Origin of the sequence: Thalassospira sp., assembly GCF_002709775.1 — a bacterium.
GTDB lineage: Bacteria > Pseudomonadota > Alphaproteobacteria > Rhodospirillales > Thalassospiraceae > Thalassospira.
This window is the reverse complement of the sequence record NZ_PAQR01000008.1, coordinates 70,850-97,445: the sequence shown is the minus strand read 5'-3', so window position 1 is coordinate 97,445 and position 26,596 is coordinate 70,850. Positions and strand designations below refer to the sequence as shown.

Below are 26,596 nucleotides of genomic sequence, written 5' to 3'. Positions count from 1 at the left end.
GAACCGCTCCCAAAGCTATCTCATCGCTTCCTGCAAGGTCGTCTGGAAGGCAGAGTTCGGACCACAGGCAAGTGACAGCTTTTCATATTCACGCGGTGTGTCGATCTGGTCATGGCGGAGCCGACTGCGCCTGCGAATATCATTCAGCCGCCTTTTGAAATCCCGACCATATTCCGACATCAGACGCCGCATGGCACGTTGTGCATTGTCAGCCGGCATCGGGAACATCGCGCCGACCTTTTGCACGACATCATTGACCAGATCATCAAGGGCCGCGCGAATGTCGGCTTCCATGCCCTGATTGATTTTGACGTGTTCGCCTTCATGGGCATAGACCACGTCATATTCACAGGTGCCGCGCTGAAGTTCGGATGCGACATAGACCAGATGTTTGACGACATCGACCTTGGGATTGACCCGCACCGGATCAAGGCAATAACGGCCAACTCCGACTTCGCGCGGTTCAAAGCGCATGTCAAATGACGCCTGCACTTCATATTCGGTGAGGCCCGTCACCAGATAACGCGGATTTCCGCCCGCACGACTGTTAAGCCAGCGTACCGACCGGTGACGGTCAAGCATCGGGTCCATGTGATTGAATTCAAGAAAAGCTTCGGGCGCGCTGATCGGTGCGCAACTGCCCTGTGCCCGTGCCGGTACGGGGATCAGCAGCAGCAGCAACATAAACAGACCGATCACAAGCGCGCACAAAATGCCGCCTTTTGAAATCTGTCCTGTCATGTTCTGCCCGAACGCTGGCAAACGTTGCTCCTGCCTTTAATGAAAATGCTGCGCACAGAACAATCTGCACGCAGCGTTCATGGATATGTCTTTACGGCGGAATGTCAGACGTGGCTCACATGGTCGGCACAGTCGACACAAAGCGGGGTGGTCGGATCAAACTCAAGACGCTTGGCCTGGATCAGTTCGCCACAATTATGGCAATGACCGTATTCGTCGTCATCCATGCGCTTGAGGGTCTTTTCGATCCGCTCCAACTCGATCGCGCGGCGGCGTTCCTGTTCAAGATGCATTTCCTGATTTTGCAGGGCGTCCATACGCGACAGACGACCGACTGCCTGCTGATCCAGTTCGACCGGCTTGCGGTAGTCTTCTGAATGCGTGGAATGCGCCAGAATCTCGGCCCGTCGTTCCTCCAACCGGGTGCGCAATTTCGCAAGATCAATGTCTTTTCGATCCGTCATCCGAAACCTCGTTATGTGTTGTTGTTCTTACCCTTTAATATGGGGACACAATGGCGTTCTTCGCCAATACATAGGTCAAATTATTCAAAAAAAGCCCATCACGTGCAATTGCCGCAGGCATCGACAAGCTTTTCAAGCGCTGCCTTGGCCTCGTCATCATCAAGGCCTTCGGATTTTATCTTTTTCTGGATTTTGCAACAAAGCGCCGGTCCATCCGGGAATGGCTTATCGGTCCAGAACGGTGCGGTCGTGCCGAAATATCCCGCCTGATCAAGGAACGAGACACCGTAATAATAGGCCGCCCCGACCGAGTTATAGAAAGTCGGGTCATCAATGAAGCCCCCATCGGGTGTCATGGATTTGGTCAGGCACCAGTGCAGCACCTGCGCAATGTCCTTTGACGCGGCATTCTGGGTCGTGCCATCGACACTTGCCCAGCCGAGATCAAAAATCTTGGTGACGTCGTAATTGTTGTGATTGTTGAAATCACCATTGTGCTTCCAGCCGAACGGATAGGCATCATCGCGGATCGCAAGCGTGGTGTTGAAAATCTGCGTCCACAGATCGACCTTGCCGTGCTGATAGGAAATATTGTGGAAGGTCAGGCTGAGATCATTGCTTTTAAGAACGCCCTGATCGGTCGTATCAAACCAGCCGCCCCAATAGCCGCTTTGGCCATCCTGCCAGTCATCAAGCCATGATTTATAGGCACTGATATAGTCATCAGTCAGATCAAAGCCCTTCACGTTGGCTTTGAAGTAATCGCGGATTTCGCTTTTAAAGCACATCTGCGACAGGGCCGCGGTCACAGCCCCCAGCGCATCACGGCGATCAAGGCCATCGGCAAAAATCCGCGATGTTTTCTGGCCATCCAGCCAGGCGATCATTTTCTCAGACGTTGCTATTGGTGCAAGAAATGTCAGCGGATATTCGGGCGCCTGCCCTTCGTCGGCCAGGGTATTGACCGCATCAATCATCGCATCGACCTTAAGGAACCATTGGTCGTAGCACGGCCCCCAGGAACCGTCGCTGGCGACCTGTTTCTCGGCCCATGCCTGATCGGGGTTTTCGAGCGAGTTGGCAAAGCCATCAAGCTTGGCGGCAAGCGTTTTCCAGTCGGCGGTATATTGCAAAAGCCATTTGCATTCGATCATCTGCTGATCAGAGGCGGCCATGCTGTTGCCGGTTTTCTGGGCGGCAATCAGCTTTTCCTGCAGGGGCTCCAGCTTTGCCGCATAGGCCTTTTGTTGCGCGATATAGTCGGGATCAAAGATGCAAAACTGGTCGGTGATCAGTTTACTGAAATCGGTCAAAGCCCGCCCCTTAATACTTGCCACATTGGTGTCTTTCCAAAACCATGACAAAAACCGGAGCATATCCAAAGCATTATCGACAGACGGCCGGTTGGCACCAACCGCATGTTTGCGTGCGGAATTGAAATGAAGATTATTCTTCGAGCAGCCAGTTGCGGATAACGCGCAGCGCCTGATCCGGGTCGGTTTCGACAATCTTGGCCGCGACATTGGCCTTCTTGCGATCAATCATGCCTTCGACCCCGGCAACACTGAAGCCATCCTGATCCACCTCCGCCGGCAAGTTTGATGCCGCCGATGAGCTCGCCCGCAATCGATCACGCAAATTCTGATCCGATCCCGATTCGTAGCGCGGGATCGGTGCCGAGGGCTTTGGCCCCGGCAAAAAGGACGGCCCGTCATCTGTTTGATCGGGTTTGTAAGATTGCGTCATCGCAAGAACTCTTGTCTCGTATTCTGCAAGACTAACATATCGTGTCGGACGGGCGCGGCTTAAATCCCACAGCTGGAATTCTGTCCCCGTCAGACAAGGTATTTCGTTATATTCGATTAAAGGAAACTTTGATTTCTGCGGGTCTGCGGTGTTAGGCTGGAATCCGAAAAATTAAAAATCAAAGATGGGCGTTGGACTGTTTATACAGATCATCCGACGTCCGAAGGGAAAAACGGCAAATCAAAAAGTACGACTAAAGGCGAATCACGGTTCGAGAGCTGCAATCATCACGCGTACTGAACCGATACAAAAAACGCAGAATTGTGAATTTTGTACTTTATCAAGTCGTCATGTCTTACTAGTTTGAAAGGATCAATACACCACCCCTTTTGGGTAGCTGTTGCGATACTTTCGAAGAAAGCACACAAATCCACGGGGGCGAAGGTTTTTGTGAGGCACCATACTGTTATCCTGATTGTTGCGGTTATGGCAATGCTGACCGGCATTGGCAACGCGCACGCCGTTGAATTCGGGGAGGCACCCGAGCTTGCCAAGCAGGTTGAGGACGGAAGTCTTCCGCCGGTAAAGGACCGTTTGCCGACCACGCCGATGATCGTCACACCAAATGATCGGATGGGCACTTATGGCGGGACTTGGAAGATGGCCCAGCGCAACAAGCGCGACCACGCCCTTCTGATCCGCAATATCGGATATGAGCCCCTGCTGCGCTGGACGCCGCAATGGACATCGACCATCCCGAATGTCGCGCTTTCTTTCCAGCCGAGCGGCGATGCGACCGAGTTCTTTTTCCGTCTGCGTCCGGGCATGCGTTGGTCCGATGGTGCGCCGTTTACCGCAGCCGATATTGTGTTCTGGTATGAAGACATTCTGAACAACCCGGCCTTTGCCGATACGGTGCCGGAATGGCTGACATCAGGGGATAACACCGTTCAGGTCGATGCGATTGACCCGCATACCGTCGCCTTTCGTTTCAGCAAGCCATACGGATTGTTCCCGACCGCCCTTGCGCGGCCCGAAGGCGTTGAGCCGGTGAGCTATCCGGCGCATTTCCTGAAACCGCTTTTGCCGAAATATAATGCCAATGCTGATGCCGAGGCCAAGGCACTGGGCTTTGCCGACTGGAAAGAACGATTCATCGACGTGTTTGGCCAGCCCGGCACCATTGATGATCCCACACGTTGGGATAATCCGAATGTTCCGACGCTGAATGCCTGGGTTCTGACCGGGGTGTATGGCGAGGATGATCCGCTGGTTGCCAAGCGCAATCCGTATTACTGGAAAATCGATCCGGCCGGTCGCCAGTTGCCCTATATCGACAGGGTTTCCATGACGCTTGTGCCGTCCAAGGATGCCGCGAGCGACGCCGCCATTGCCGGCAAGGTCAATATGCAGGAACGCCATGTGACCAACCGGGCAGATGAAGTTCTGGAAAAGAACAGCGACCTGCAGCCCTTTACACTGGTTGAAAGCGATATGAATGTCCTGACCTTGTCGCTGAACCTCAATGACAAGGATCCGGTGTTACGCGATATCTTCCAGTCGAAGGATTTCCGTATCGCATTGTCCTATGCGATTGATCGCGAAGCGATTATTGACCGCTTTGTCCCTGGCGCGGTGCCCCATCAGGCGGCACCGCGCCCGGAAAGCCCGCAATACCATACCGTGCTGGCCCGGCAGTTCATGGCTTATAATCTTGAGCTGGCCCAGACCTATCTGGCGAAGGCCGGACTGACTGAAAGAGATGCCAACGGCATCCTGCTGCGCCCGGATGGTAAGCCGCTTTCCTTTGCGATTGATACCGAAGGTGCGAACCGGTTTGAGATGCTACAGGCTGTGATGCAGTATTGGCGTGAGCTTGGCGTTGATGTCACCGCGCGCAACCTGCCGCGTGACGAGTTTGTCGCCCTTCGCGAAGGCAACGACCACCACGCCAGTGCATGGGGTGGTGACGGCGGCCTTGATGCCATGGTGATTCCGATCAACTATTTGCCGATGTCATCAGAATCATCTTGGTTCGCGACCGGTTGGGCGCACTGGTATCTGAACCCGGATGATCCGAATGCCATTACCCCGCCAGGCGAGGTCCGCGACCAGTTTGCGCTGTATGACCGGTTGAAGGCGACAGCCAGCGCCGAAAAACAGAATCAACTTATGCGCGATATTCTCGACATCAGCGCCGATCAGTTTTACGTTATGGGAATTGCATTGCCGCCAAACAGAAAAGGCGTGGTGGCCCGGGATTTCCACAACGTTCCCAAGGTCATGCCAGCTGCCTGGAGTTATGCGACACCTGCGCCGACCAACCCAAGTCAGTATTTTATTCAGGCCGAGTAAAATCCACGACAAAGACGCATCATTCTGAACGGGGAGCCGATTTAACTTGAGGACGCTGTTTGACCGTTTGATCGGCAGTCTGGTTTTCAAGATCGCCTTTGCGATCATTGTCGTGGAAACCATCCTGTTTGGCCTGTTTGGCGGGTATTACGTGAATTATTTCGGGGCCGAGATTGACCGCAGGATCGCGGAACAGATCAGCACGCCCGGTCGGCTTATCCAGCAGGAACAGCTCAAGGTCTCGGTTCTGAGTGATGCGCAGCAGATGGAGCTTCTGCTCGGCCCGCATTTGCAGCAGGCCATGGCGATCGGCTTTGACGGCACGGTTTACCACTCCACCGATCCGCTCAAGGTTGGTGCCTCAATCAGCACGTTACCGAACTTCCCGACCGACGAGCTTCGCGCCGACATGACTGACCAGGTCCTGTTTACCGTCGATGACGAAACGGGAATGAGCATGGTCAGCATCACGCCGATCTTTGCGCTGAATGCCAATCAGCCGTTCATGTATGTTTACCTCAAGGTATCCACCAAGGGGCTTGAGGAAAGCCAGCGACAGATGCAGTCGGTGTTGCTGATCGGCTCGTTGCTGTGTGTGCTTCTGACCTCGGCGCTGATTTTCCTGTTTACCCAGCATACGGTGCTGAAACGCCTGATCACCGCAGCCCAGTTTGTGAACAAGATCCAGATTGGCAAGCTGAGCTCGCGCCTGACGCCGATGGGCCGCGATGAGATCGGAACCCTTGAACGTGGCCTGAATGCCATGGCCGAAAGTCTGGAACGCCGCACCCAGCAACATCAGGAAGCCCAGAATGCGCTGCGCGACAGTGAAGAACGGTTCCGTGACTTTACGCTGTCATCAGCCGACTGGTATTGGGAGATGGGCAGCGACCTTAAGATCGCCTTTGCTTCCTACAAGTTTTACCAGCTGATCGAGGAAATCAACGGATCGCCGCAAGGGCAATCGTTTGACAAGCTTGGCCTTCATCCCGAGCATCCGGAAGGCTGGGCCCATCTTCAACGTCATCTTGATGAACATACGGCGTTTTACAATATCGAGTTTTCCTGGACATCGCGGAGTGGCGAAAAGCAGTTCGGGCGGATCAATGGTGTTCCTGTTTTTGCGCTGGATGGCAGTTTCAATGGCTATCGCGGGACGGGTAGTAACATCACCGACCAAAAGCGTGCCGCCGAAGAACAGCATGCGCTGCAGCGCCAGCTTGCGACATCGCAAAAGCTTGAGGCGGTTGGCCAGATGGCTGGCGGGGTTGCCCATGAATTCAATAACTGCCTGGCCGGGATCCTCAGCTTTGCCGAGGTTGCCCGGGCAAAGATTGATGACCCCGAAAAGGTGAAGGAATATATCGACCACGTGATCTCGCTTGGCGAACGGGCCACCGGGGTTGCCGATCAGCTTTTGATGTTCTCGCGCCGTCGGATTGATCAGCCCAAGAATGTCCGGGTTGAAGCCATCTTTGCGGAGATGGAAAAGCTTCTGGTGACTTTGCTTGAGCACCGGATTGATTTGCAGATGTGGTCCGATGAGCCGGATCTTTATACCCGTGTTGATCCGACACAGCTTTCGGCCTGCTTGCTGAACCTTGCGATCAATGCGCGTGATGCGATGCCTGATGGCGGCACCTTGCAGATTTCATGCAGCAGTGCCGACATCCCGCCACTCGCCCAGCGTGATGCGGATGAAGATGACGATATCTATCCGCCCGAAGTCGAGGGCCAGTTCGTTGTCATCACGGTGCAGGATACCGGCACGGGCATCCCCGAAGATGTTGTCGAGCATATCTTCGAACCGTTCTTTTCGACCAAGGAGCCGGGCAAGGGCACGGGGCTTGGTCTTTCGATCGTTCATGGCTGGGTCGAGGAGACGCACGGCTTCATCAATCTTGAAAGTGTCGAGGGCGAAGGCACGACCTTTTCGATCTTTTTGCCGCGCACCGAGCCGGGTGCGGAGCCCGTGCATGAGGTCGATGATATCGGCGAGTTCCCGGGAAATGGCGAAAATATCCTGATTGTCGATGACGAACAGGCGCTGCGCACGACAGCCCAGATCATTCTTGATGATGCCGGATACCGCACCGAAGCGGCCAAAAGTACCGAAGACGCCCTCATCATCCTTGAGCAAAGCACGGGTGAGAATGCATTTGATGTCATCCTGACCGATGTGGTTCTGCCCGGACGGAGCGGGCCGCAATTGGTGATTGAGGCGTTGCGTCAGAACCCGCGTTATGGGGTGGTGTTCATGTCGGGCTATCCGGCACGATCCCGCAAGGAACTTGATAAGCTTCTGGGCAATTATGTCTTTGTCAAAAAGCCGTTCCGCCCCGCCCAGCTGCAAAAGGCCGTTCATGATGCGATCAAGCTGGCGGCCGAGCGCGCCAAGACGAGTTAAGCGCGCCTGCCAAACGTCGAGTCCCCAACCCTGACCATCGGGGAGAGGCGCATTTTTCGCCGATTGGTTAAAAAAATCTTACCCGTTTATATTAGGCCAAATGCTTGTAAACCAAGCATTTGGCGCGTATTGCCTTAATCTCGCACTGGATAGTGTGACAACCATCACTTATATCAGGGGGACAAGCCCATACCGTAGGTTTCAGAGAGTTTCTAAAGCCCCCGGTAAAGACATGGGCATCGCCCAACCGGAACAAGTGATGAGGTCAGGATGATCGGCTCAGTTCAAGGTTCAGGACTTGGTCCCGCGGCACAGGCCGTGAATGATGCAATTACGCCCAAAGGTGGTGCAGACCCCTCTTTGCCTTTCGCAGCCGCAGAAGGCGCGATCAATAAGGCAACCGGTCTTGCCAAGGTCATCGGTTCGATTGTGACCGAGCACCAGCCGCTTGAAACCAGCGGCAACCGTGGCACCAAAGTTAATATCCTAACGTGATTTTTCCCTCTCGTTAGCTTCCTCCGGGGTGGTCTTGTGGCCACCCTTTTTTCTGTGGGAATTTTTTGGGCCAGTGCCGGCCATTACCGCCTTGGCCGCATCTGTTGCGCGATCATGACAAATGCCTGACCACGTGATAGGGTTAGCGCGTTTTCAAACGTGGATGGTCAGATGGCAACCAACAGAATCGGGACAGGCTCCTCGCAAACCGGCCTTCAGGATGCGCGCGCGCGTCCGCAGGGTGCGATTGCGTCGCGTGGCCGGGTCAGTGCCAATTCCGATCAGCCATCCTCGGACAGCTTCATCGCATCCCAGCTTGCCCGCCTGCGCAACCTGATCGCTACTGATCAGATTGATCATAATGCCCGGCGCGGGACGTATCTGAACATCCTGCTGTAACCAGCCCCCAGCCTTTCAAAACCATCCCCCGAAAAGAAAAAAGCCCCGTACCGAAGTACGGGGCGAGTTCAATTGTCCAGGTGTGTTGGACAAGGGAGCTTGCGCAAAAGCGTGAGGGATCACGCAGTTGCCTGGTTTTCGCTCTCGGAGCGAATGGGGTGTTCCAGCTTGTCGACGATTTCCTTCGGCACGATCTGCCAGAAGTTGCCGCGTTCGCGATCCCAGTTATCGAGGATGGTGCGCGCGAAACCGCTTTCGGTTTCAGCCACATGCTCTTCGATCAGAGAACGGCAATGTTCGTCCCAATGCTGGGTTTCAATGCGCTGATACAGGATGGAGCCATCATTGACGACATCGGCAAAGATGTTCTCGCGGTCATAGATGAACGCCATGCCACCGGTCATGCCCGCCCCGAAGTTTTCACCAACGGAGCCAAGAATGACGGCCGTGCCACCGGTCATGTATTCACAACCGTTCGAGCCACAACCTTCGACCACGACGGTCGCACCGGAGTTACGCACACAGAAACGTTCACCGGCCTGACCGGCGGCAAACAGCTTGCCGGCGGTCGCACCATAGAGAATGGTGTTGCCGATGATGGTGTTTTCGTTGGTCTTGAGCGGACTTGAAGGCCGCGGACGCAGAACGATCGTTCCGCCCGACAGACCCTTGCCGACATAGTCGTTGGCATCGCCCTGAACTTCGATCTTAAGCCCCTGAACCGCAAAGGCACCAAGCGACTGACCAGCCGAGCCACGCAGACGGACATGGAGATGGCCCGGTTTCAGGCCGGTCATGCCGTATTTCTGCGTGATCAGCGACGACATCCGGGTGCCAATCGCACGCTGGGTATTCTGGATGTTGTATTGCAGCTGCATCTTTTCGCCGTCTTCGAGAAGCGGACGAGCATCCTTGATCATCTGGGCATCAAGGGTGTCAGGCACTTCGTTACGGCCTTCGATGGTGCAGAAGCGTGCATGATCGCCAGCATCTGCCTGTGCGAGTAGCGGGTTGAGGTCAAGGTCAACAAGGTCCTTGGCGCCACGGTGAACCTGCTGCAGCAGATCGGAGCGGCCAATGACCTCTTCGAGACGGGTGTAGCCAAGCTCGGCCAGAACGTCTTTGACTTCCTCGGCCATGAAGGTGAACAGGTTGACCAGCTTGTCTGCGGTACCAACGAATTTGGCGCGCAGGGCCGGATCCTGGGTACAGACACCGACCGGGCAAGTGTTGGAATGACACTGACGGACCATGATGCAACCAAGGGCAATCAGGGATGCCGTACCGATACCGAATTCCTCGGCACCAAGCATCGCACCCATGACAATGTCACGGCCGGTTTTGAAACCGCCATCAACACGCAGTTTGACCTTGTCACGCAGGTTGTTGAGTGTGAGCACCTGGTTGACTTCCGACAGGCCCATTTCCCAAGGAACGCCTGCATATTTGATCGAGGTCTGCGGGCTTGCACCCGTACCGCCGTCATAACCGGAAATCAGGATCACGTCGGCTTTTGCCTTGGCAACACCGGCGGCAATCGTGCCGACACCCGAACGCGACACCAGCTTGACGCAGACGCGGCAACGCGGGTTGATCTGTTTGAGGTCGTAGATCAGCTGTGCCAGATCTTCGATCGAATAGATGTCATGATGCGGCGGCGGTGAAATCAGGGTCACACCCGGCGTTGCATGACGCAGTTGGGCGATTTCCACCGTGACCTTGAAGCCCGGCAGCTGACCACCTTCACCCGGTTTTGCACCCTGGGCGACCTTGATCTGAATTTCTTCGCAGTTGTTCAGGTATTCGGCCGTGACACCGAAACGACCCGATGCCACCTGCTTGATCGAGGAACGCGCATTGTCACCGTTCGCACGCGGACGGAAACGTTCACGCGATTCGCCACCTTCACCGGAGTTCGATTTCGCACCGATACGGTTCATGGCGATCGCAAGCGCTTCGTGCGCCTCGGTCGACAATGCACCATGGGACATGCCCGGCGTTACGAAACGTTTGCGGATTTCGGTGATGCTTTCGACCTGATCCTGACGCACACCTTCGCGGTCGGAACGGAAATCAAGCAGATCACGCAGATGCAGCGGTTCACGCGAACGCAGACCATCCGAGAATTTCTTGAACGAATGGTAGCTGCCCGAGGTGACAGCAGACTGCAGGGTATGGATCAGCGGACCGGTCCAGACATGGCGTTCGCCACTGCGGCGATATTTATAAAGACCACCAACCGGCAGGGTCACGACATTGCCGTTAAACGCCTCTTTGTGCTGGGCGATGGTGCGGCGCTGGATGCCCTGAAGGCCGATACCCGAAATGCGCGACGGCATGCCCGGGAAGAATTCAGCAACAAGCGAGCGCGACAGACCGATACTTTCGAAGTTATAGCCACCACGATACGAGCTGATGATCGAGATGCCCATTTTCGACATGATCTTGAGCAGGCCGGCATCAATGGCAGCCTTGAAGCGCTGCATGACTTCTGCGGTGCTGTTCACATTCGGGAACAGGCCACGCGCATAACGATCAAGCAGACCTTCCTGTGCGAGATAGGCGTTCACCGTGGTCGCGCCAACACCGATCAGAACGGCAAAGTAATGCACATCCATGCATTCGGCCGAGCGAACGTTAAGCGAGATATAGGTGCGCAGCGACGTCTTGACGAGGTGGCTGTGAACGCCGCCGGTTGCCAGGATCATCGGGATTGCCGCACGGGTTTCAGAGATACCTTCGTCGGTCAGAATGACGTGAAGGGCACCACCGCGAACGGCTTCTTCTGCTTCGCGCTGAATGCGCGAGATCGCTTCGCGCAGCGCCATCTTGCCACCATTGATGTCAAAGGTGGTGTCGATTTCGACCGCACTGTCGCCCATATAACCGCGCATCGCGTCATATTCGGAGTTGGTCAGAACCGGGCTTTCGAGCTGCAGCAGATCGCACTGGCTTTCATCCTCATCGAGGATGTTGCCAAGGTTGCCGAGACGGGTTTTCAGGCTCATGACGCGCGCTTCACGAAGACTGTCGATCGGCGGGTTGGTGACCTGCGAGAAGTTCTGACGGAAGAAGTGATGCAGGCCGCGATAACGGTCCGAGAGGATCGCAAGCGGGGTGTCATCACCCATCGAGCCAATGGCTTCCTTGCCGTCCTCACCCATCGGATGGAGGATCAGTTCAAGGTCTTCATGGGTCAGGCCCATCGACTTCTGCAGACGCAGCAGGCGTTCTTTTTCGAAATGAGCCGGCTCGGTGCGTTCCGGTGAAATCAGGTCATCAAGCACCTTGGTGCGACCAACCCATTTCGACCAGTCGCGACGGGCGGCCAGCTGATCTTTCAGTTCCGCGTCATGGAGCAGTTTGCCTTCTTCAAGGTTGACCGCAATCATCTGACCCGGGCCGAGGCGGCCTTTTTCAACGCAGGCTTCCTCGTCGATATGAACCATACCGGTTTCGGAACCCGCAATCAGAAGACCATTGCCGGTCACCGCATAACGCAGCGGACGCAGACCGTTACGGTCCGTACCACCCATCAGCCATTTGCCGCCATAAGCCGCAAGAGCAGCCGGGCCGTCCCACGGTTCCATAACCGCGTTGCAATAGGCATAAAGGTTTTTATAGCTGTCTGGCGTGGAGGCCTTTTTCGACCAGGCTTCCGGCACCATCATGGTTTTCACCATCGGCAGGTCACGACCGGCACGCACCATCAGCTCGAACACGGCATCAAGGGCAGCGGAGTCAGACGAGCCAGGCTGGATCACCGGTTTGAGGTCATCGATGCTATCGGCGTAGGCATCGTGTGCCATGCGTGCTTCGTGGCTTTTCATCCAGTTGACGTTACCGCGCAGCGTGTTGATTTCGCCATTATGGGCAAGAACACGGAACGGCTGTGCCAACGGCCAGCTCGGGAAGGTGTTGGTCGAATAGCGCTGGTGATAGACGCAGAAGTTCGAAATGAAGCGGCTGTCACGCAGATCCGGATAGAAGGTATCAACGTCCTCGGCAAGGAACATGCCCTTGTAGATCACCGAACGGCACGACATCGAGCAGATGTAGAAATCCTTGATCGCTTCGGAAAGCACGGCTTTCTCGATGCGGCGACGGATCGCGTAAAGGTCGATTTCGAACTTTTCTTCGCTGACATCGTCGCGCACGCCGATCAGGACCTGCTCGATTTCCGGGCGGGTCTGGTTGGCTTTTTCACCGATGACCGACACGTCAACCGGCACCTGACGCCAGCCAAGAATGCCGTAACCCTGCTTGAGGATTTCGGTTTCAACAATCGCACGGCAACGTTCCTGTGCCGACATGTCGATACGCGGCAGGAAGACCTGACCAACAGCGATCAGGCTATCGGGGGCTTCCTGGTTGATGACTTTAAGATAAGCCTTGAAGAAGTCCTGCGGGATCTGAAGGTGGATGCCCGCGCCATCACCAGTCTTGCCGTCAGCATCAACAGCACCACGGTGCCAGATGGCCTTGAGCGCCTCGATCCCGGCTTCGACCACTTCGCGACGCGGCTTGCCGTCAATCGCACCGACAAGACCCACACCGCAGTTGGCATGTTCTTCGGCCGGATCATACATCCCGCTGGCTTCAAGATGAGCCGCGTTCTTTTCAAAACGGGCGATATCGTGTGCGCCCTTGCTGTGAACGATCTTGTTCATAACTCTCTCTCCTAATGCGGCAGCGGGATTAAGCGGCAGCTTCTTTGCGCGCCAGCAAATATTCATCAATCCGGTCCGCCGCATCGCGGCCATCGCGAATTGCCCAGACCACAAGCGAGGCACCACGGGCAATATCACCCGCAGCAAACACGCCATCCAGATTGGTCATCATGGTGCGGAAGTCGATTTTGACCGTGCCCCAACGCGACACACCAAGTTCCGGTGAATCAAACAGGGTCGGCAGATCTTCGGGTTCAAAACCAAGTGCGAGGATGACCATGTCGGCATCCATGGTGTAGCTCGAACCTTCGATGATTTCCGGGCTCTGACGGCCACCGGCATCCGGGGCACCAAGGCGCATCTTGACCGCACGCACACCGGTTACCTTGTCATCACCAACGAAGGCTTCCGGGTTGGTCAGCCAGACGAATTCAACGCCTTCTTCCTCGGCATTGGCAACTTCGCGCTGCGAGCCCGGCATATTCGCACGGTCACGACGATAGAGACACTTGACCGATTTCGCACCCTGACGGATCGCGGTACGGACACAGTCCATGGCGGTATCACCACCACCGATCACCACAACGTTCTTGTCCTTGGCATTAAGGGTACCGTCTTCGTAGGCAGCAACCTTGTCACCCAGACCATGGCGGTTGGACGTGGTCAGATATTCAAGTGCGGGATAGACGTTCGAGAGTCCTGCACCCGGCAGTTTCAGTTCGCGGGCCTTGTAAACGCCGGTCGCGATCAGAACGCTGTCATGTTTCTTGCGCAGGTCTTCAAGGGTGGCGTCGCGGCCAACTTCGAATTCGGTGTGCATGACAACGCCACCGTCTTCGAGAAGTTTCACGCGGCGTTCAACCACATCCTTTTCAAGCTTGAAGCCCGGAATACCATAAACCAGAAGGCCGCCCATGCGGTCATAACGGTCATAGATATGGACTTCATAACCCTTGAGACGCAGCTGTTCGGCTGCGGCCATACCACCGGGACCACCGCCGATGATACCAACCGACATGCCATTTTCCTTGGCCGGTTTCGGCGGCTTCACCCAGCCATTCGCAAAGGCGGTATCGGTGATGTATTTTTCGACGGAACCAATGGTGACGGCACCATGGGTCGATTGTTCGATGACGCAGTTGCCTTCGCACAGGCGATCCTGCGGGCAAATGCGGCCCGTAACTTCCGGCATGTTGTTGGTTGCAGCCGAGATGGCATAAGCCTCTTCCATGCGACCTTCGGTGGTCAGGCGCAGCCAATCGGGGATGTTATTATAAAGCGGGCAATGCGCCTGGCAGAACGGCACACCACACTGCGAACAGCGTGATGCCTGATCGGCAGCATTGGCGTCCTCGAACGGAGCATAAATCTCGTTGAAATCCGTGCGGCGCTCGGACGCTTCTCTTTTGTGCGGATATTTTTGTTCAAGATGAACAAACTTCAGCATCTTTTCTGTCATGACGGCCCTCTGGAAGGGTTTTATGTTGCGGGTTTCGCTCTGTATACGTGTCGAATAGGCAAGAATCCAGCACAAAATACCATTTAGGTCAATAAAGCTGACTTAAATATCCAGATTAATTTTGCGGCTTTTCATCCGAACCGCAATCAAATCACCGTAAGATTGTTTCAATAGTACCATAATGGTACTATTTATGCGTTTCGCCAAAATGGGCTAAACTGCTATAAGCGATCAGTTTTTGCAGCGAACAGGCACAGAGGCGGGCGTGACCCTACAGCACATTATTCTTCTGGCGGTCGTTCAGGGGATCACCGAATTTCTCCCGATCAGCTCATCTGGCCACCTGATACTGGCCCCGGCCATGACCGGCAGCGCGGATCAGGGTTTGTTGGTAGACGTCGCGGTTCATGTCGGTACTTTGGCCGCTGTTTTGATCTATTTCTGGCGTGATGTGTTCGCCATGCTCGGCGGATTCGTCCGGCTGTTTACCGGGCGTATCAACGCTGGTGCCCGTCTTGCCATTCATATTGTGCTGGCCACCATCCCGGTGATCGCTGTTGGATTTTACTTCAAGGTGTCCGGGATCGAGGAACAGTTGCGTTCCGTTGAGATCATCGCATGGACCACGCTTGGCTTTGGTGTGTTGCTGTGGTTTGCCGACAAGGTGGGCATGACCATCAACCGCCTTGAGCATATGCGTTGGGGCGGTGCACTCTTTATCGGCCTCGCACAGGTCCTGGCACTTGTCCCCGGTACGAGCCGTTCGGGCATCACCATGACGGCTGCGCGCTTCATGGGTTATGAGCGATCCGACGCTGCGCAGTTTTCCATGCTGATGTCGATTCCGGTTATTCTGGGTGCCGGCTTGCTGGCAGGCATCGATCTGCATCAGGCAGGCGACATCAACCTGACCGAAGACGTCCTGCTTGCAGCGGGTCTTTCCTTTATCACCGCGCTGATCGCCATTGCCCTTTTGATGAGCTGGCTGAAGCGGTCCAGCTTCACACCATTTGCGATCTATCGCATTTTGCTTGGTGGTGGACTTCTGGTCTGGATTTACGTCTATGGCGGCGCACCCCTGCCCTTCATGGGCTAAGTCCCACACTTAAAACGCCGTTCTGATCGACAAACCAAAGTGCCTGAGATGTATCTGCACCCCCTTGATCCGGTAAGAGATGGCCCGGACCTGCACGCTATTTTTGGCGATGATGATTGCTGCATGTGGCTGCCCGAACCAGCCACCCCGGACACTGAAACGACCATCGCGAAGCTCAAGGATTGGTACGGTGACTTTGCCGACACATCATGGGTCGTTTGCGAGACACCCGATGGACCGGCCCGTGGTGTTATTGCCTTTTATAATACCGGGCGGGATGCGGATATCTGGGAAGCGGCCTGCATGATCCATCCGACAGCGCGCGGGAAGAACTATGCCGCCCGCGGATTGGCGGCCGCGACGGAAGATCTGTTTGCCAAAACGTCTGCCCGCCGGATCTTTGCCGATATCGACCCGGACAATCACGCATCGCAAAAGACGTTCGAGAAGCTGGGTTTCACCCGCGAAGGCATTTTGCGCGGCGAGTGGGAAACCCATATCGGCATCCGGGATTCGGTGATTTACGGATTGCTGCGCACCGACCCCAGACCCGATATCCCCGGCAAACCGGAACTGCTGGTACGCCGCAGCTAAAAGGCGCTGAGCAGTTCCGTGGTTTTCGGATCAAGGAAACCGGCAACCGTTGCATCGGTTTCAAGCTGAAGCGCGCGGTGCATATCCGCCGTTGCGACCGAATTCAGCACCCGCTTCATCGCGCGTACCGAAAGTTCGGGCAGATTGGCAAGGTCATTGGCGACTGCGGTTGCCTCTGCGATCAGGTCCGCATCATCGACCACGCGCCAGGCAACCCCAGCCTCATGCAATTCGGTGGCGTCATAGCGTTTACCAAAGAACAGCATTTCGCGCGCCTTGTTCAGACCAACAAGGGCGGGAAGCAAGGCGGTCACTGCACCGGTGACAAACAGGTTCAGCGAGACTTCCGGGAAGAAGGCACGCGCCGAACGCCCCCAGATCGGGAAATCGCAATTGATCGCCCATTCAAACCCGCCACCAACGGCCCAGCCATTGATTGCACCGACCACCGGCTTGGGACCAAGGGTGATGGCGTGGGTGGCGCGCTGGATGGCGTTGACAAGGTCGCGTGCCTCAGCCTCGGTTTCCGGGTGGACATGTTCGCGGCGATCATCACCCGCACAGAACGCCTTGCCCGCACCGGTGAAAATGATCACGCGCGTTTGCGGGTCTGCATTGGCATCCTCGAACGCGCGGGCGACATCATCAATCAGACCACGGTTCATGGCATTCAGGCTACCGGGGCGGTTGAGCGTAATGGTCCGGACGCCGTTTTCACCCAGTTCGCTCAGCACGGTTTCATAGGTCATCTGGCTCATTCGTAGCTCCTGATCACGCGTTTGGTTTTGCCTTCGGTCACCGGGAAGGATCCGGCAGGCAGGATGGTGACGCGGGCCGTTGCGCCAAGCACCTTTTTGATTTCGGCTTCGACCGTCGCCGCCAGACCCGATGGGATATCCCCCGCCTGATCCTTTGCCATTTCGACCGATACCGGCAGGGCATCATAAGGGGGCGGCTGATCGAGCAGGATGCGGTAATCGCCCGACAGCTGATCGAACTGGCCGATCACGGCAGCGACCATGCTGGGAAACAGGTTAAGCCCGCGGACCACAACCATGTCATCCGAGCGCCCAACCACCCGGAAGCGGAAACCGGTGCAGCCACAACTGCAGGGTTCGGTTTCATCAATGGCGATGATGTCACCGGATCTGAAACGTACCAGCGGCTGACAATCGCGGATCAGGTGGGTTAGAACCAGCTCACCCTTGGCGCCAGCGCGCAGTTCAATCGCGTCACCTGTGTCCGGGTCAATAAGTTCGGGATAGAGAACATCAGATGCCAGAAAATGCAGGCGCGTATCATGCGGGCATTGGGCGGCGAAATTCGAAAACACATCCGAAACGCCGTAATTGGCATTGCGGGGCTCCATGCCCCAAACAGAACGCAGCCGTTCGCGAAATGCCGGATCATCCAGCCCCGGCTCCCCGCCAAACAAGCCAAGCTTAAGCCCGAGATCACGCGGTTTTAGACCGGGGAACTTTTCAGCAATGACGCGCTCGAGAACAGCGGGATAGGACGGCGTGCAGGAAATGGCGGTGATACCGACTTCCTGAATGGTGCGCACCAGAAGCTCCGTCCCGCCAACGCCAAATGGCACGACGAGCGCGCCGGTTTCTTCGAGCGTCATATGGTCGGTCACCCCGCCCATCCACATCTGATAATTCAGGCAATGCACGACGGTATGGTCGGGTGTGAGGCCCGCAGTGCGATGACTGCGCCCGCCAACGATCTGGGTGATACTTGCATCACGTGCCGACAGGGCAAGGTTCATCGCCTGCCCGGTCGTGCCTGATGTGCGGTGCAGGCGCACAGCCGTTTCCCGGCCGGATGCCAGATAGTTGCCAAAGGGCGGATGTTCGGCCTGCGACACACGTAGCTGCGATTTATCTAACAATGGCAGTTCGGCAAGATCGCGGATGTCCTTGGGCGGTGCCTTGCCCTGCCAGAGGTCGCGATAGAGTTCGGAATTTTGCGCAACATAATCGGCCTGTTTTTCCCAGGACGATTGAATGTGGGGCAATAGTTGATCGATCGGTGTTTTGTCCGCGTCGCGCATAACAGTCATGGTTCAAGCCCCCGTTGCCACAGCAGACTGAGGGTATCAATGACCGCTTCGCGCCCCTGTGAAATGGTTACGAGTGTCGGGTCGCCGATCAACAGCAAGCCAGACAGATATTGATCGGTCATTCCTCCCAGCGCGTAGGCGCGGCGCATCAGCTCTTCATGGCTGATGTCATTTTGTTTGCCGTCCCTGGCCAGTCGGCGCTCGATCCGCGTGACCACGGTGGTGATCCATTCGCGGTTCAGCTTCTGGAAGGCTTCCTGGGCCTCCGGGAAGCTTTCGATGTTATGGACCAGACATTTCATCAGGCCGGGATTTTGTTCAAACAGCATGAAATAGGCGGCGGTCGTGGCGCGGATCGAGCTATCCGAATTGGCTTCGGCCACCGCAAGCATCGCCTGCTGCACAAAGCCAACAAAGCCCAGCGTCAGATCACTGACCAGAACATGGCGGTCGGAAAAATAGATATAGAACGTGCCATGGGCGACCTTGGCGGCCTTGCAGATGGCCGAGACCTTAAGATCAAACAGGCTTTCGCGATCAAGCAAATGACAGGCGGCGACGCAGATTTCAGCGCGCGTGCGTTCACCCCGGCGCTGGCCTTGAGCCGCTTCGCGCAACGCCACCGCGTAGCTGAAGCTTTCGGGGCGGTCGAAATCAAAGCTGAAGTCAAAATCGCCTGGCGTTGCGGTCATATTGCGGGCCTGCCTTATCGATCAATTTATGAACATGACATCAGTTTCATATTTTAGATCAGGCATAAGGTCAAGCCACTGCATGGATGCTCTTGCCGGAAGTTTTGGACAAAACGGATTTTAAGGCTGGATCAGTCCTGCCAGATCGGGCCGCCAGACAGGACGATTTGCGCGCGTGCCGGGTCTTCGGGGGCGTAATCCGAATCCTCGACAAAGCGCATCAGAAACGGTTCGTGCGACAGCAGAAATTCAAGGGCGCCACACTGCACTTCGCTTGATCCGATCCCGGCTTTGAGGTCATCAAGCCCCATGCCGGTTTGCGCGATCAGACCCTGCAGCAATTCCTCATCCCCGGCGATGTGGGCGATGGCTCGAATGGCAAGCGTTTCAGCTGCGTCCTTGTTCATGGTTTTGACTGCCTGCGTGAATACGTTTCTATTTAAACCACTGCGCCTTGGCCATGGCGCGCCAGATTACCAGACCGGCAATCACAATAACCGCTGCGGCGATGCCGCCAAGACCATTGCCCGCCATCAGAACCAAGCCCCAGAAGCCAACCGTGCCAAAGCCGATGGCGAGGCTTAGGAAGGCGGATTTGGTCAGGGTGTCCTGATTTTTCTGGGCCATTTCGGCGCGCTTGATCTCATCAACGATCTCATACCAGGCCAGCTGCTGCCAACGGGAATATTTCAGCCCCTTGCGCGGCCCTTTGCGCAGGAACTCATCGAGCTGTTTGACGATATTTGCCGCGCGCTCTTCGGGGGCAACATATTTGCCCACTCGTTCTTTCTTGCGCGGGCCTTCGTCTTCTTCATCAGGTAAGGGCATGGGGGCCTAGCACGTGGTTGCGGCGATGTGTCATGGATAGGCGACATCTGCTTTACATCCGGTAAACATCACCCTGACGTGCGTTTCTGCCAATGGCGCAGGACCGCCTTTTCAATCTCGACCAGGACAAAGACGCTAAACCCGACACCAACCGCCATCGCCCAGCCAAGCGGCGGGATGGCGACGCTTTCAAACAGATACTGCATCGGCGGGGCATAGGTGTAGATCAGCTGGAAAATCACGACCAGTGCCACCGCGATCAATACCGGCCGACTGCCGACAAGCCCCTGTCGATTGACGGCTGATGCTGTCAGGAAGCGGGCATTGAAAAGATAGAACAACTCGAACATGACAAGCGTGTTGACCGCGACCGTGCGCGAGACTTCAAGATCAGCACCCCGGTTCTGGAACCAGACGAACACGCCAAATGTCCCGGCAACCAAAATGAGCGAGACAAAAACCGTCCGCCAAATCAGAAAGCCCGACAGCAAGGGCGCGTCCCGCCGGCGCGGTTGACGCTTCATGACATTGTCTTCGGCGGGTTCGAACGCGAGTGCCAAGGCCAGTGTCACCGCCGTGATCATGTTGACCCAGAGGATTTGCGGGGCTGTGATCGGAAGCAACTGCCCCAAAGCCAGCGCCATGACAATCGTCAGGGCCTCCCCCCCGCTGCTGGGCAGGATGAACAGGATCGATTTGACGAGGTTGTCATAGACCGTTCGGCCTTCCTCGACCGCGGCGGCGATGGAGGCGAAATTATCATCGACCAGAACCATCTCGGCGGCTTCCTTGGCGGCCTCGTTGCCCTTCTGGCCCATGGCGACACCGACATCGGCACGCTTGAGTGCCGGGGCATCATTGACGCCATCACCCGTCATGGCAACGACATGGCCCTCGGCCTGCAGGGCCTTGACCAGACGCAGTTTATGTTCGGGACTGGTGCGGGCGAAAACATGCGATTGGCTGGCAACATCGCGCAGGGCGGCGTCATCAAGCCCGTCAAGCTCGTGGCCGCTGACCACCCGTTCGCCGTCGCCCAGCCCCAATTGGCGGGCAATCGCACCGGCGGTGATGGCATGATCGCCGGTGATCATTTTAACCGCGATCCCGGCTGCCCGGCATTTGGCAACGGCGGCGATGGCTTCTTCGCGTGGCGGATCGACAAGGCCATAAAGGCCGATCAGAACCAGATCCTGTTTGACGTCATCAAAGACCAGCTGGTGATGGCCGTTATGGGTCGGGCGGAAGGCCAGTGCGAGAACCCGCTGACCGTTTTCGGCCATTTCCTGCATGCGGGCTTCCCAATAGGGACGATCAAGAACCTCCTGATACTCCGGCCCGCCTTGCGAGCTGCACATGCCCAAAATGCGTTCCGGCGCGCCTTTGACATAGATGAAGCCATGGCCTTCGGCATGGTGATGCAGGGTCGCCATGAAGCGATGTTCGGATTCAAACGGGATCACATCATGACGGGGCAACAGACGGTTTTCCGCGCCCGGTTCCAGTTCCGCCTTCATGGCAAGGGCGACCAGTGCGCCTTCGGTCGGGTCGCCATCGACCGACCATTGGCCATCCGTTTCATGCAGACCGGCATCACTACACAGCAACGCCCCGCGGGCCATTTCGGTCAGGCCCGGATGATCCGCCAGCGTGACCGGCTTGCCATCCAGCTCAAACCCACCTTCGGGGCGATAGCCGGTGCCGGTTACGGCATAAAGATGCTTGCCCGTCGCAAGGGACTGCACCGTCATTTCATTGCGCGTCAGTGTCCCGGTCTTGTCCGAGCAGATGACACTGACCGACCCCAAAGCCTCCACCACCGGCAAGCGGCGAATGATGGCACGGCGCGATGCCATGCGCTGCACGCCTGTGGCAAGCGCGATGGTCATGATGGCAGGCAGGCCTTCGGGTATGGCGGCGACCGCCAGTGCGACCGCCCCGACAAACATGTCAGCCGCCCCGCGGCCATGCACCCAGACGCCAATGGCAAAAGTGACAAAGGCCACCGCCATGATCGCGGCACTGAGCTTCCGCCCGAAGGTCGACATTTGGCGCAAAAGCGGTGTGGTCAGCGTGGTGACCTCGGACAGAAGCGCACTGATACGCCCGATTTCGGTTTTGGCCCCGGTGGCAACGACCACGCCGCAGCCCTGCCCGTGGGTGACCATGGTGCCGGAATAGGCCATGGAAAACCGATCGCCAAGGGCGGCGTCCTCTGCCACCGATGAAACGGCCTTGTCGACGGGAACGGATTCGCCGGTCAGGATGGCTTCCTGAATTTGCAGGCCCTTGACCCGGATCAGGCGCAGATCCGCCGGGACCTTATCGCCCGACTGCAGATGGATGATATCGCCGGGCACGACGTCTTCGGCGGGGATTTCGGTCTTGCGCCCGCCCCGTTCAACGATGGCGGCCAGCGACAGCATATTGCGGATCGCCTCCAGCGCGCTTTCGGCCCGGCCTTCCTGAACAAAGCCGATGATGGCATTGATCACCACCACCGCCAGAATGACAGACGTATCGACCCAATGTGCCAAGGCCCCTGTGACGAGGGCGGCCAGCAGCAGGACATAAATCAGCACATTGTTGAATTGCGACAGAAACCGGATCAGCGGCCCGCGCCGGCGCGGCGGGTCCAGACGGTTCGGGCCATACTCCGCCAGACGCGATGATGCTTGCTTTCCATCAAGGCCTTGCGGGCTTGTCTGGAAATCCTCCAGAGCCTGCTCTGCGGGCAAAGCGTGCCAGGGCCGGTCTGATTGCACCGGTTTCTTGGAAATCTCGGCAGGTTTGGCGGCGACTTTGTTCATGGCAATGCTGGCCTGTTGATGGCGTGATCAGCACATCACAGATCCTATCGCACTGCAACATCAGAGACAAGCAGCCCCAAAACAATCATCAGGTTACGAATAGTGCGGCAGCGGCAATGACGCCAAAGGCAATCAGATGAACCATCATCATTCTCCTGCGTTCGTGGTCAAACGAGCATCACAGGATGAAATACAAAGCAGAGAATTTCAGGGCGGGAATTCGACAATTTGATGCCGGGACCGCAAAAGGGTCGACCGGTGCGCTGGTGCGGGCGGCCGGACTTGAACCGGCAAAGCCTTAGGGCTGACGGATTTTAAGTCCGCTGCGTTTACCAATTTCGCCACGCCCGCGACGCGCGTTGGAACCGGCCAAGGCCGGTGCAAAGCGTTCTAGCGCGGCTTGGTTTTTGACGCAACATTCTATTGGCTCGGATCGCAACCTTTGCCACGCGTTTGGCACCTCAGCCAGCAATGGGGCAGAACTGCCCGTCTTTCTCCACATTCCGTGCATTTTCCTGTGTCAGGTTAGGGTCAGGTCACATTGATTTGGTTTAAATGGTTGACCGGATTTGTGCGGATACGCGGAGCAAAACCACAGGAAGATATGCATCTTTCAAGGCTTTGCGACAAAGTAGACCGTGCAAATCCGGTCAATCCGAAGGACAGACGTTATGTTTGCGAACTCCTGCGTCAAACCCCTTGCCCGGGATACCGACCCGCTCTGCGGGATTTTCCTTGGATTTCACAAACATAACGTCTGCCATTCAAATCAATGAGGCCTGACCCTAATCACTGACCAGAACAGAGATGTTTAACGTCAGATGCACAGGCCTTTTCAAACTGCCGTGATTGCCACGGTCTGTCTGGCGGCCATCGCCTATGTCATTCGCCGCGAGACAAGTCAGCCTCCCATCATAACGCAGGCCCTGGCCAGCGATGATGGCGCGCGCCCGGATGCGCCGGTTTTGCGCAACAAGACCACGACGCGCAGCGAAAACCAGCGCCGCCACATGAACCGCCTTTACGACAAGATGGACGAGGACCTTTATGACAGCCGGGTGGCGCCGCTGCTGTTTGATGGCTACGTCTCCCCGCCGCAACAGGCGACCGAACATCTGCAATTTGGCACCGGCACCCCGACGCCAAGTGAAATTCTCGCCGGTCGGAGCGCGCTTTCATCACTGGCGCGCAGGCTCGATCTTGATAGTGCGGCAGGCACCTTCCCCGCCCAGTCGCGCAGTGCGCATGCCCCGATCAGCATCTGGCTTGCGGGCAATCATTCAGAACTTGAAAACCGCATCACCGGGTCGGGCTATGACCCGGGCTTAAGTGGTGACACCATCTCGATTGATAGTGGTGTTGATTATCTGGTGGATGACGGGTTGGTTCTGGGCCTTGGCATTGGCTGGGGCAGCACGGTTGGAGAATCCGGCACCCGGCAATTGCATTACCGCGAAAACAACCTGGCCCTGTCGCCCTATTTCGTTTCGCGCGTCACGGACTGGTTTAACCTGCGCGGCAGCATCAGTCTGGGTCAAAGCACTATCGCCCAATCGCCGATTGGCACTGTGCCCGATAATCTGCGCTATGCGGAAACGCTTGATAGTACCAGCATTTCAAACAGCATCGGGTTTGGGTCTAATTACGAATTCGGTGCGGTGCCGCTAAGCATTCAGCTTGATGGCGATGTGATCACGGCACGCGAATATGTTGACGCAGCGCGCGCAACAGATGGCGGGCTTGTGGCGGGTAGCACGGCAACCACGCAGCTTTTTGATGCCTCGGTCGAGGCGCGCTATCGCCTTGCCCTTGGCAATCATCAGATCATCCCGTTTGCCGGGCAGGAAGAGACCATCTCGCTTCTCAATCAGAATTACGGGCGCAGCGGATCGACACGATATTATGCCGGGTCGGAATATGCCTATGACCCGTTAAACTTCGATCTCAGCATTCAAGGCTTTCGCGATATTGCCACCGGGGCTGAGGACATTACCGGCATCCGTTCAGAATTCTCGCTGATCCATGATGTTGCACGGTCCTCGATGACGCTGGAACCGTTTGTCAGTGTTGAGAGCACCAACCTTTATCTTGATACCGGCGGCGGGATTACCCAGCAATGGAGCCGCTTCCCGGCCAGTGTCAGTTTCGAGCTGCGGCGCAAGCTGACCTATGAAGTGGCACACGGGGATTATACTGGGCTTCTCACCATAGATGTCCCGTTCTAGGCGCAACCAGCCGAATGCTTGCGCAAAATGTGACCGCATTCGCATCACGGCATCATCTTGCTATTGGCGAGATCGGCGCTGACAGGTAGGGTGCACAACAAATAACGTTACCCCGCAATTCCATCAGGCCCGCGCCATGACCAAACCAGATCAGATTGCCGCAAACAGTGCACAGGACAACGATCCGACGCCGCCGGTTTTCGACAAGGCCTTCCAGAAGCAGTTCATTGATTTGTTGCTGTGGCGGCGTGATGTTCGGCGTTTTCGCACCGACCCGATCCCGCAGGAAGACATCGACGATCTGATCAAGGAAGCCTGTTTGGCACCGTCGGTTGGTAATTGTCAGCCGTGGCGCTTTGTGAAGGTCAATGATCCCGAGCGCCGCAAATCAATCCGCGACAGTTTCGAGCGCGCCAATAACGAGGCGCTGAACGACTATCACGGCGAACGGGCCAAGCTTTATGCGTCGCTTAAGCTTCAGGGCATGGATCAGGCGCCGGTGCAGTTGGCCGTCTTTGCCGATGAAGAAACCGAAGCCGGCATGGGGCTGGGCCGCAAGACCATGCCCGAAATGCTTGATTATTCGGCTGTGGCGGCGGTGCAGTTGCTGTGGCTGGCCGCGCGCGTCAAGGGCATCGGGGTTGGCTGGGTTTCAATCCTTGAACCCGATGTTGTTGGCAAGACACTTGATGTACCCGATCACTGGCGACTGATTGCCTATCTTTGCATCGGCTATCCGGAACAGGATCACGTCGTACCCGAACTGGTGCGCGAAGGCTGGCAGGATCGCATTGATCCCGACGCGCTCACACTTGAACGCTGATCGGCAAAACAGATTTCGAAACACAAGGAAGACAGAATGTCTGGCGAACAAGGCCACCCGAACAACCCCGAGCAGCCGCCACAGAAAAAGGGCCTGTCGAACGGGGTCTATTTCAAGATCATGGGCTATCTTCTGACCGCGGGCTGGGTCGGGTTCATTCTGGCGGCATCGGGCGGCGATTCAAGCCACCCTCTGTTTGATTATATCTTTATCGTGCCGCTGGCGGGCTGGATCATCGGCATGCTGGTCGCGCGCGTGATTGCCAAGAAGTCCGGCACGGACCGGCCATAAGGCCGATCAGCATACCCAACGAAAGGCGCCACAGGTTGGCGCCTTTTTTAATACCGGTCACCTGAATTGCGATTGCGGGTGCGTTCATCGCGGTAGCGGTCATCATCGGAAAAACCGCCCATGGTCATGATGCCGATGCCAAGGCTGATGCCGCCAAAGGTCACAAACAGACCAAAGAACAACAGGAAGATAAAGATCGGCGCATCACGCGACGACATCGCCAAGGTGTAGATCCCTCCGATATCGAAGAATAACACCAGTGCTCCGAAGACCAGTGCGCCGAACCCGCCATAGGCCGTGTGTTCGATCATGAATTTCACAATCGAGCGTGCTTCGCGCGCGGCCTGACTGTTGCGCGCTTCATGATGCGGATCGTGGTTCTGGTCAGTCATGTTCTCTTCCCGTCAAAAGGTCAGAACAATTCTAGACGCAGTGT

Annotated in this window: 22 protein-coding genes and 1 tRNA gene; 9 read left to right on the top strand and 14 right to left on the bottom strand. The window is 56.5% G+C overall.

Features of this window, described 5'->3' with window-relative positions; all coding sequences use genetic code 11:
- Positions 1 to 15: 15 nt before the first annotated feature.
- The 4 genes from CMO10_RS04485 to CMO10_RS04470 form a co-directional block, all read right to left on the bottom strand.
- Positions 16 to 741, bottom strand: a complete 726-nt coding sequence (locus CMO10_RS04485; protein ID WP_297019065.1) for a hypothetical protein — start codon at positions 739 to 741, stop codon at positions 16 to 18.
- 104 nt (positions 742 to 845) lie between these two features.
- A complete protein-coding gene (locus tag CMO10_RS04480) occupies positions 846 to 1,205 on the bottom strand; it encodes a TraR/DksA family transcriptional regulator (protein ID WP_044829254.1) in 360 nt (119 codons plus the stop codon).
- A 98-nt stretch (positions 1,206 to 1,303) separates the two neighbouring features.
- Positions 1,304 to 2,518: a hypothetical protein gene (locus tag CMO10_RS04475; RefSeq protein WP_297019063.1), complete on the bottom strand. Its 1,215-nt coding sequence runs from the start codon at positions 2,516 to 2,518 to the stop codon at positions 1,304 to 1,306.
- A gap of 133 nt (positions 2,519 to 2,651) precedes the next feature.
- On the bottom strand, positions 2,652 to 2,951 hold the full coding sequence (locus CMO10_RS04470; RefSeq protein WP_297019061.1) for a hypothetical protein: 300 nt from the start codon (positions 2,949 to 2,951) through the stop codon (positions 2,652 to 2,654).
- Positions 2,952 to 3,437: 486 nt separating this feature from the next.
- Between CMO10_RS04470 and CMO10_RS04465 the strand changes: the two genes are divergently transcribed.
- The 4 genes from CMO10_RS04465 (at position 3,438) to CMO10_RS04450 (ending at position 8,607) form a co-directional block, all read left to right on the top strand.
- The gene (locus CMO10_RS04465) at positions 3,438 to 5,306 is read left to right on the top strand and encodes an ABC transporter substrate-binding protein (RefSeq protein ID WP_297019059.1); all 1,869 of its coding nucleotides are present in this window, start codon (positions 3,438 to 3,440) and stop codon (positions 5,304 to 5,306) included.
- A gap of 46 nt (positions 5,307 to 5,352) precedes the next feature.
- The gene (locus CMO10_RS04460; RefSeq protein WP_297019057.1) at positions 5,353 to 7,713 is read left to right on the top strand and encodes an ATP-binding protein; all 2,361 of its coding nucleotides are present in this window, start codon (positions 5,353 to 5,355) and stop codon (positions 7,711 to 7,713) included.
- 270 nt (positions 7,714 to 7,983) lie between these two features.
- The gene (locus CMO10_RS04455; protein ID WP_044829258.1) at positions 7,984 to 8,208 is read left to right on the top strand and encodes a hypothetical protein; all 225 of its coding nucleotides are present in this window, start codon (positions 7,984 to 7,986) and stop codon (positions 8,206 to 8,208) included.
- A 171-nt stretch (positions 8,209 to 8,379) separates the two neighbouring features.
- Complete coding sequence (locus tag CMO10_RS04450; RefSeq protein ID WP_044829259.1) at positions 8,380 to 8,607, top strand: hypothetical protein; 228 nt, start codon at positions 8,380 to 8,382, stop codon at positions 8,605 to 8,607.
- Positions 8,608 to 8,726: 119 nt separating this feature from the next.
- Here CMO10_RS04450 and gltB read toward each other — a convergent pair whose 3' ends face one another.
- Positions 8,727 to 13,277, bottom strand: a complete 4,551-nt coding sequence (gene gltB / locus CMO10_RS04445) for a glutamate synthase large subunit (protein ID WP_297019052.1) — start codon at positions 13,275 to 13,277, stop codon at positions 8,727 to 8,729.
- 28 nt (positions 13,278 to 13,305) lie between these two features.
- A complete protein-coding gene (locus CMO10_RS04440) occupies positions 13,306 to 14,736 on the bottom strand; it encodes an NAD(P)-dependent oxidoreductase (protein ID WP_297019050.1) in 1,431 nt (476 codons plus the stop codon).
- Between the two features lie 265 nt (positions 14,737 to 15,001).
- On the opposite strand from CMO10_RS04440, the gene CMO10_RS04435 reads away from it, so the two are divergent.
- Entirely contained in the window at positions 15,002 to 15,832 is an 831-nt protein-coding gene (locus CMO10_RS04435) for an undecaprenyl-diphosphate phosphatase (RefSeq protein WP_044829262.1), read from the top strand.
- Between the two features lie 48 nt (positions 15,833 to 15,880).
- Positions 15,881 to 16,426 (top strand): GNAT family N-acetyltransferase, encoded by a 546-nt coding sequence (locus CMO10_RS04430; RefSeq protein ID WP_297019049.1) that lies wholly within the window; start codon positions 15,881 to 15,883, stop codon positions 16,424 to 16,426.
- Here CMO10_RS04430 and CMO10_RS04425 read toward each other — a convergent pair.
- From CMO10_RS04425 to CMO10_RS04395, 7 genes are all read right to left on the bottom strand, one after another.
- On the bottom strand, positions 16,423 to 17,184 hold the full coding sequence (locus CMO10_RS04425; RefSeq protein ID WP_297019048.1) for an enoyl-CoA hydratase/isomerase family protein: 762 nt from the start codon (positions 17,182 to 17,184) through the stop codon (positions 16,423 to 16,425). The two genes, CMO10_RS04430 and CMO10_RS04425, sit on opposite strands and share 4 nt — an antisense overlap.
- The gene (locus CMO10_RS04420) at positions 17,181 to 18,491 is read right to left on the bottom strand and encodes a phenylacetate--CoA ligase family protein (protein WP_297019047.1); all 1,311 of its coding nucleotides are present in this window, start codon (positions 18,489 to 18,491) and stop codon (positions 17,181 to 17,183) included. The genes CMO10_RS04425 and CMO10_RS04420 overlap by 4 nt, the downstream gene beginning before the upstream one ends.
- The gene (locus CMO10_RS04415; RefSeq protein ID WP_297019046.1) at positions 18,488 to 19,183 is read right to left on the bottom strand and encodes a TetR/AcrR family transcriptional regulator; all 696 of its coding nucleotides are present in this window, start codon (positions 19,181 to 19,183) and stop codon (positions 18,488 to 18,490) included. Before CMO10_RS04415 ends, CMO10_RS04420 begins: the two co-directional genes overlap by 4 nt.
- Positions 19,184 to 19,314: 131 nt before the next feature.
- Positions 19,315 to 19,590, bottom strand: a complete 276-nt coding sequence (locus CMO10_RS04410) for a DUF3572 domain-containing protein (protein WP_297019045.1) — start codon at positions 19,588 to 19,590, stop codon at positions 19,315 to 19,317.
- Between the two features lie 28 nt (positions 19,591 to 19,618).
- On the bottom strand, positions 19,619 to 20,011 hold the full coding sequence (locus tag CMO10_RS04405) for a hypothetical protein (RefSeq protein ID WP_297019044.1): 393 nt from the start codon (positions 20,009 to 20,011) through the stop codon (positions 19,619 to 19,621).
- A 68-nt stretch (positions 20,012 to 20,079) separates the two neighbouring features.
- Positions 20,080 to 22,821 (bottom strand): cation-transporting P-type ATPase, encoded by a 2,742-nt coding sequence (locus CMO10_RS04400; protein WP_297019043.1) that lies wholly within the window; start codon positions 22,819 to 22,821, stop codon positions 20,080 to 20,082.
- 264 nt (positions 22,822 to 23,085) lie between these two features.
- Positions 23,086 to 23,172 (bottom strand) — tRNA-Leu (locus tag CMO10_RS04395).
- Between the two features lie 470 nt (positions 23,173 to 23,642).
- Here CMO10_RS04395 and CMO10_RS04390 point away from each other — a divergent pair.
- The 3 genes from CMO10_RS04390 (at position 23,643) to CMO10_RS04380 (ending at position 26,160) form a co-directional block, all read left to right on the top strand.
- A complete protein-coding gene (locus CMO10_RS04390; protein ID WP_297019042.1) occupies positions 23,643 to 25,046 on the top strand; it encodes a hypothetical protein in 1,404 nt (467 codons plus the stop codon).
- A gap of 136 nt (positions 25,047 to 25,182) precedes the next feature.
- Positions 25,183 to 25,869, top strand: a complete 687-nt coding sequence (gene bluB, locus CMO10_RS04385; RefSeq protein ID WP_044829268.1) for a 5,6-dimethylbenzimidazole synthase — start codon at positions 25,183 to 25,185, stop codon at positions 25,867 to 25,869.
- A gap of 36 nt (positions 25,870 to 25,905) precedes the next feature.
- A complete protein-coding gene (locus CMO10_RS04380; protein WP_297019041.1) occupies positions 25,906 to 26,160 on the top strand; it encodes a hypothetical protein in 255 nt (84 codons plus the stop codon).
- 47 nt (positions 26,161 to 26,207) lie between these two features.
- Here CMO10_RS04380 and CMO10_RS04375 read toward each other — a convergent pair whose 3' ends face one another.
- A complete protein-coding gene (locus tag CMO10_RS04375; RefSeq protein WP_297019040.1) occupies positions 26,208 to 26,552 on the bottom strand; it encodes a hypothetical protein in 345 nt (114 codons plus the stop codon).
- Positions 26,553 to 26,596: the final 44 nt, after the last annotated feature.

Coding starts and splice junctions, on each gene's coding strand:
- CMO10_RS04455 (WP_044829258.1), top strand. CDS start 7,984: ATGATCGGCTCAGTTCAAGGTTCAGGACTTGGTCCCGCGGCACAGGCC.
- CMO10_RS04420 (WP_297019047.1), bottom strand. CDS start 18,491: ATGACTGTTATGCGCGACGCGGACAAAACACCGATCGATCAACTATTG.
- CMO10_RS04425 (WP_297019048.1), bottom strand. CDS start 17,184: ATGAGCCAGATGACCTATGAAACCGTGCTGAGCGAACTGGGTGAAAAC.
- CMO10_RS04450 (WP_044829259.1), top strand. CDS start 8,380: ATGGCAACCAACAGAATCGGGACAGGCTCCTCGCAAACCGGCCTTCAG.
- CMO10_RS04440 (WP_297019050.1), bottom strand. CDS start 14,736: ATGACAGAAAAGATGCTGAAGTTTGTTCATCTTGAACAAAAATATCCG.
- CMO10_RS04415 (WP_297019046.1), bottom strand. CDS start 19,183: ATGACCGCAACGCCAGGCGATTTTGACTTCAGCTTTGATTTCGACCGC.
- CMO10_RS04380 (WP_297019041.1), top strand. CDS start 25,906: ATGTCTGGCGAACAAGGCCACCCGAACAACCCCGAGCAGCCGCCACAG.
- CMO10_RS04375 (WP_297019040.1), bottom strand. CDS start 26,552: ATGACTGACCAGAACCACGATCCGCATCATGAAGCGCGCAACAGTCAG.
- bluB (WP_044829268.1), top strand. CDS start 25,183: ATGACCAAACCAGATCAGATTGCCGCAAACAGTGCACAGGACAACGAT.
- CMO10_RS04405 (WP_297019044.1), bottom strand. CDS start 20,011: ATGCCCTTACCTGATGAAGAAGACGAAGGCCCGCGCAAGAAAGAACGA.
- CMO10_RS04465 (WP_297019059.1), top strand. CDS start 3,438: ATGGCAATGCTGACCGGCATTGGCAACGCGCACGCCGTTGAATTCGGG.
- CMO10_RS04470 (WP_297019061.1), bottom strand. CDS start 2,951: ATGACGCAATCTTACAAACCCGATCAAACAGATGACGGGCCGTCCTTT.
- CMO10_RS04430 (WP_297019049.1), top strand. CDS start 15,881: ATGTATCTGCACCCCCTTGATCCGGTAAGAGATGGCCCGGACCTGCAC.
- CMO10_RS04400 (WP_297019043.1), bottom strand. CDS start 22,821: ATGAACAAAGTCGCCGCCAAACCTGCCGAGATTTCCAAGAAACCGGTG.
- CMO10_RS04480 (WP_044829254.1), bottom strand. CDS start 1,205: ATGACGGATCGAAAAGACATTGATCTTGCGAAATTGCGCACCCGGTTG.
- CMO10_RS04410 (WP_297019045.1), bottom strand. CDS start 19,590: ATGAACAAGGACGCAGCTGAAACGCTTGCCATTCGAGCCATCGCCCAC.
- CMO10_RS04390 (WP_297019042.1), top strand. CDS start 23,643: ATGCACAGGCCTTTTCAAACTGCCGTGATTGCCACGGTCTGTCTGGCG.
- CMO10_RS04485 (WP_297019065.1), bottom strand. CDS start 741: ATGACAGGACAGATTTCAAAAGGCGGCATTTTGTGCGCGCTTGTGATC.
- gltB (WP_297019052.1), bottom strand. CDS start 13,277: ATGAACAAGATCGTTCACAGCAAGGGCGCACACGATATCGCCCGTTTT.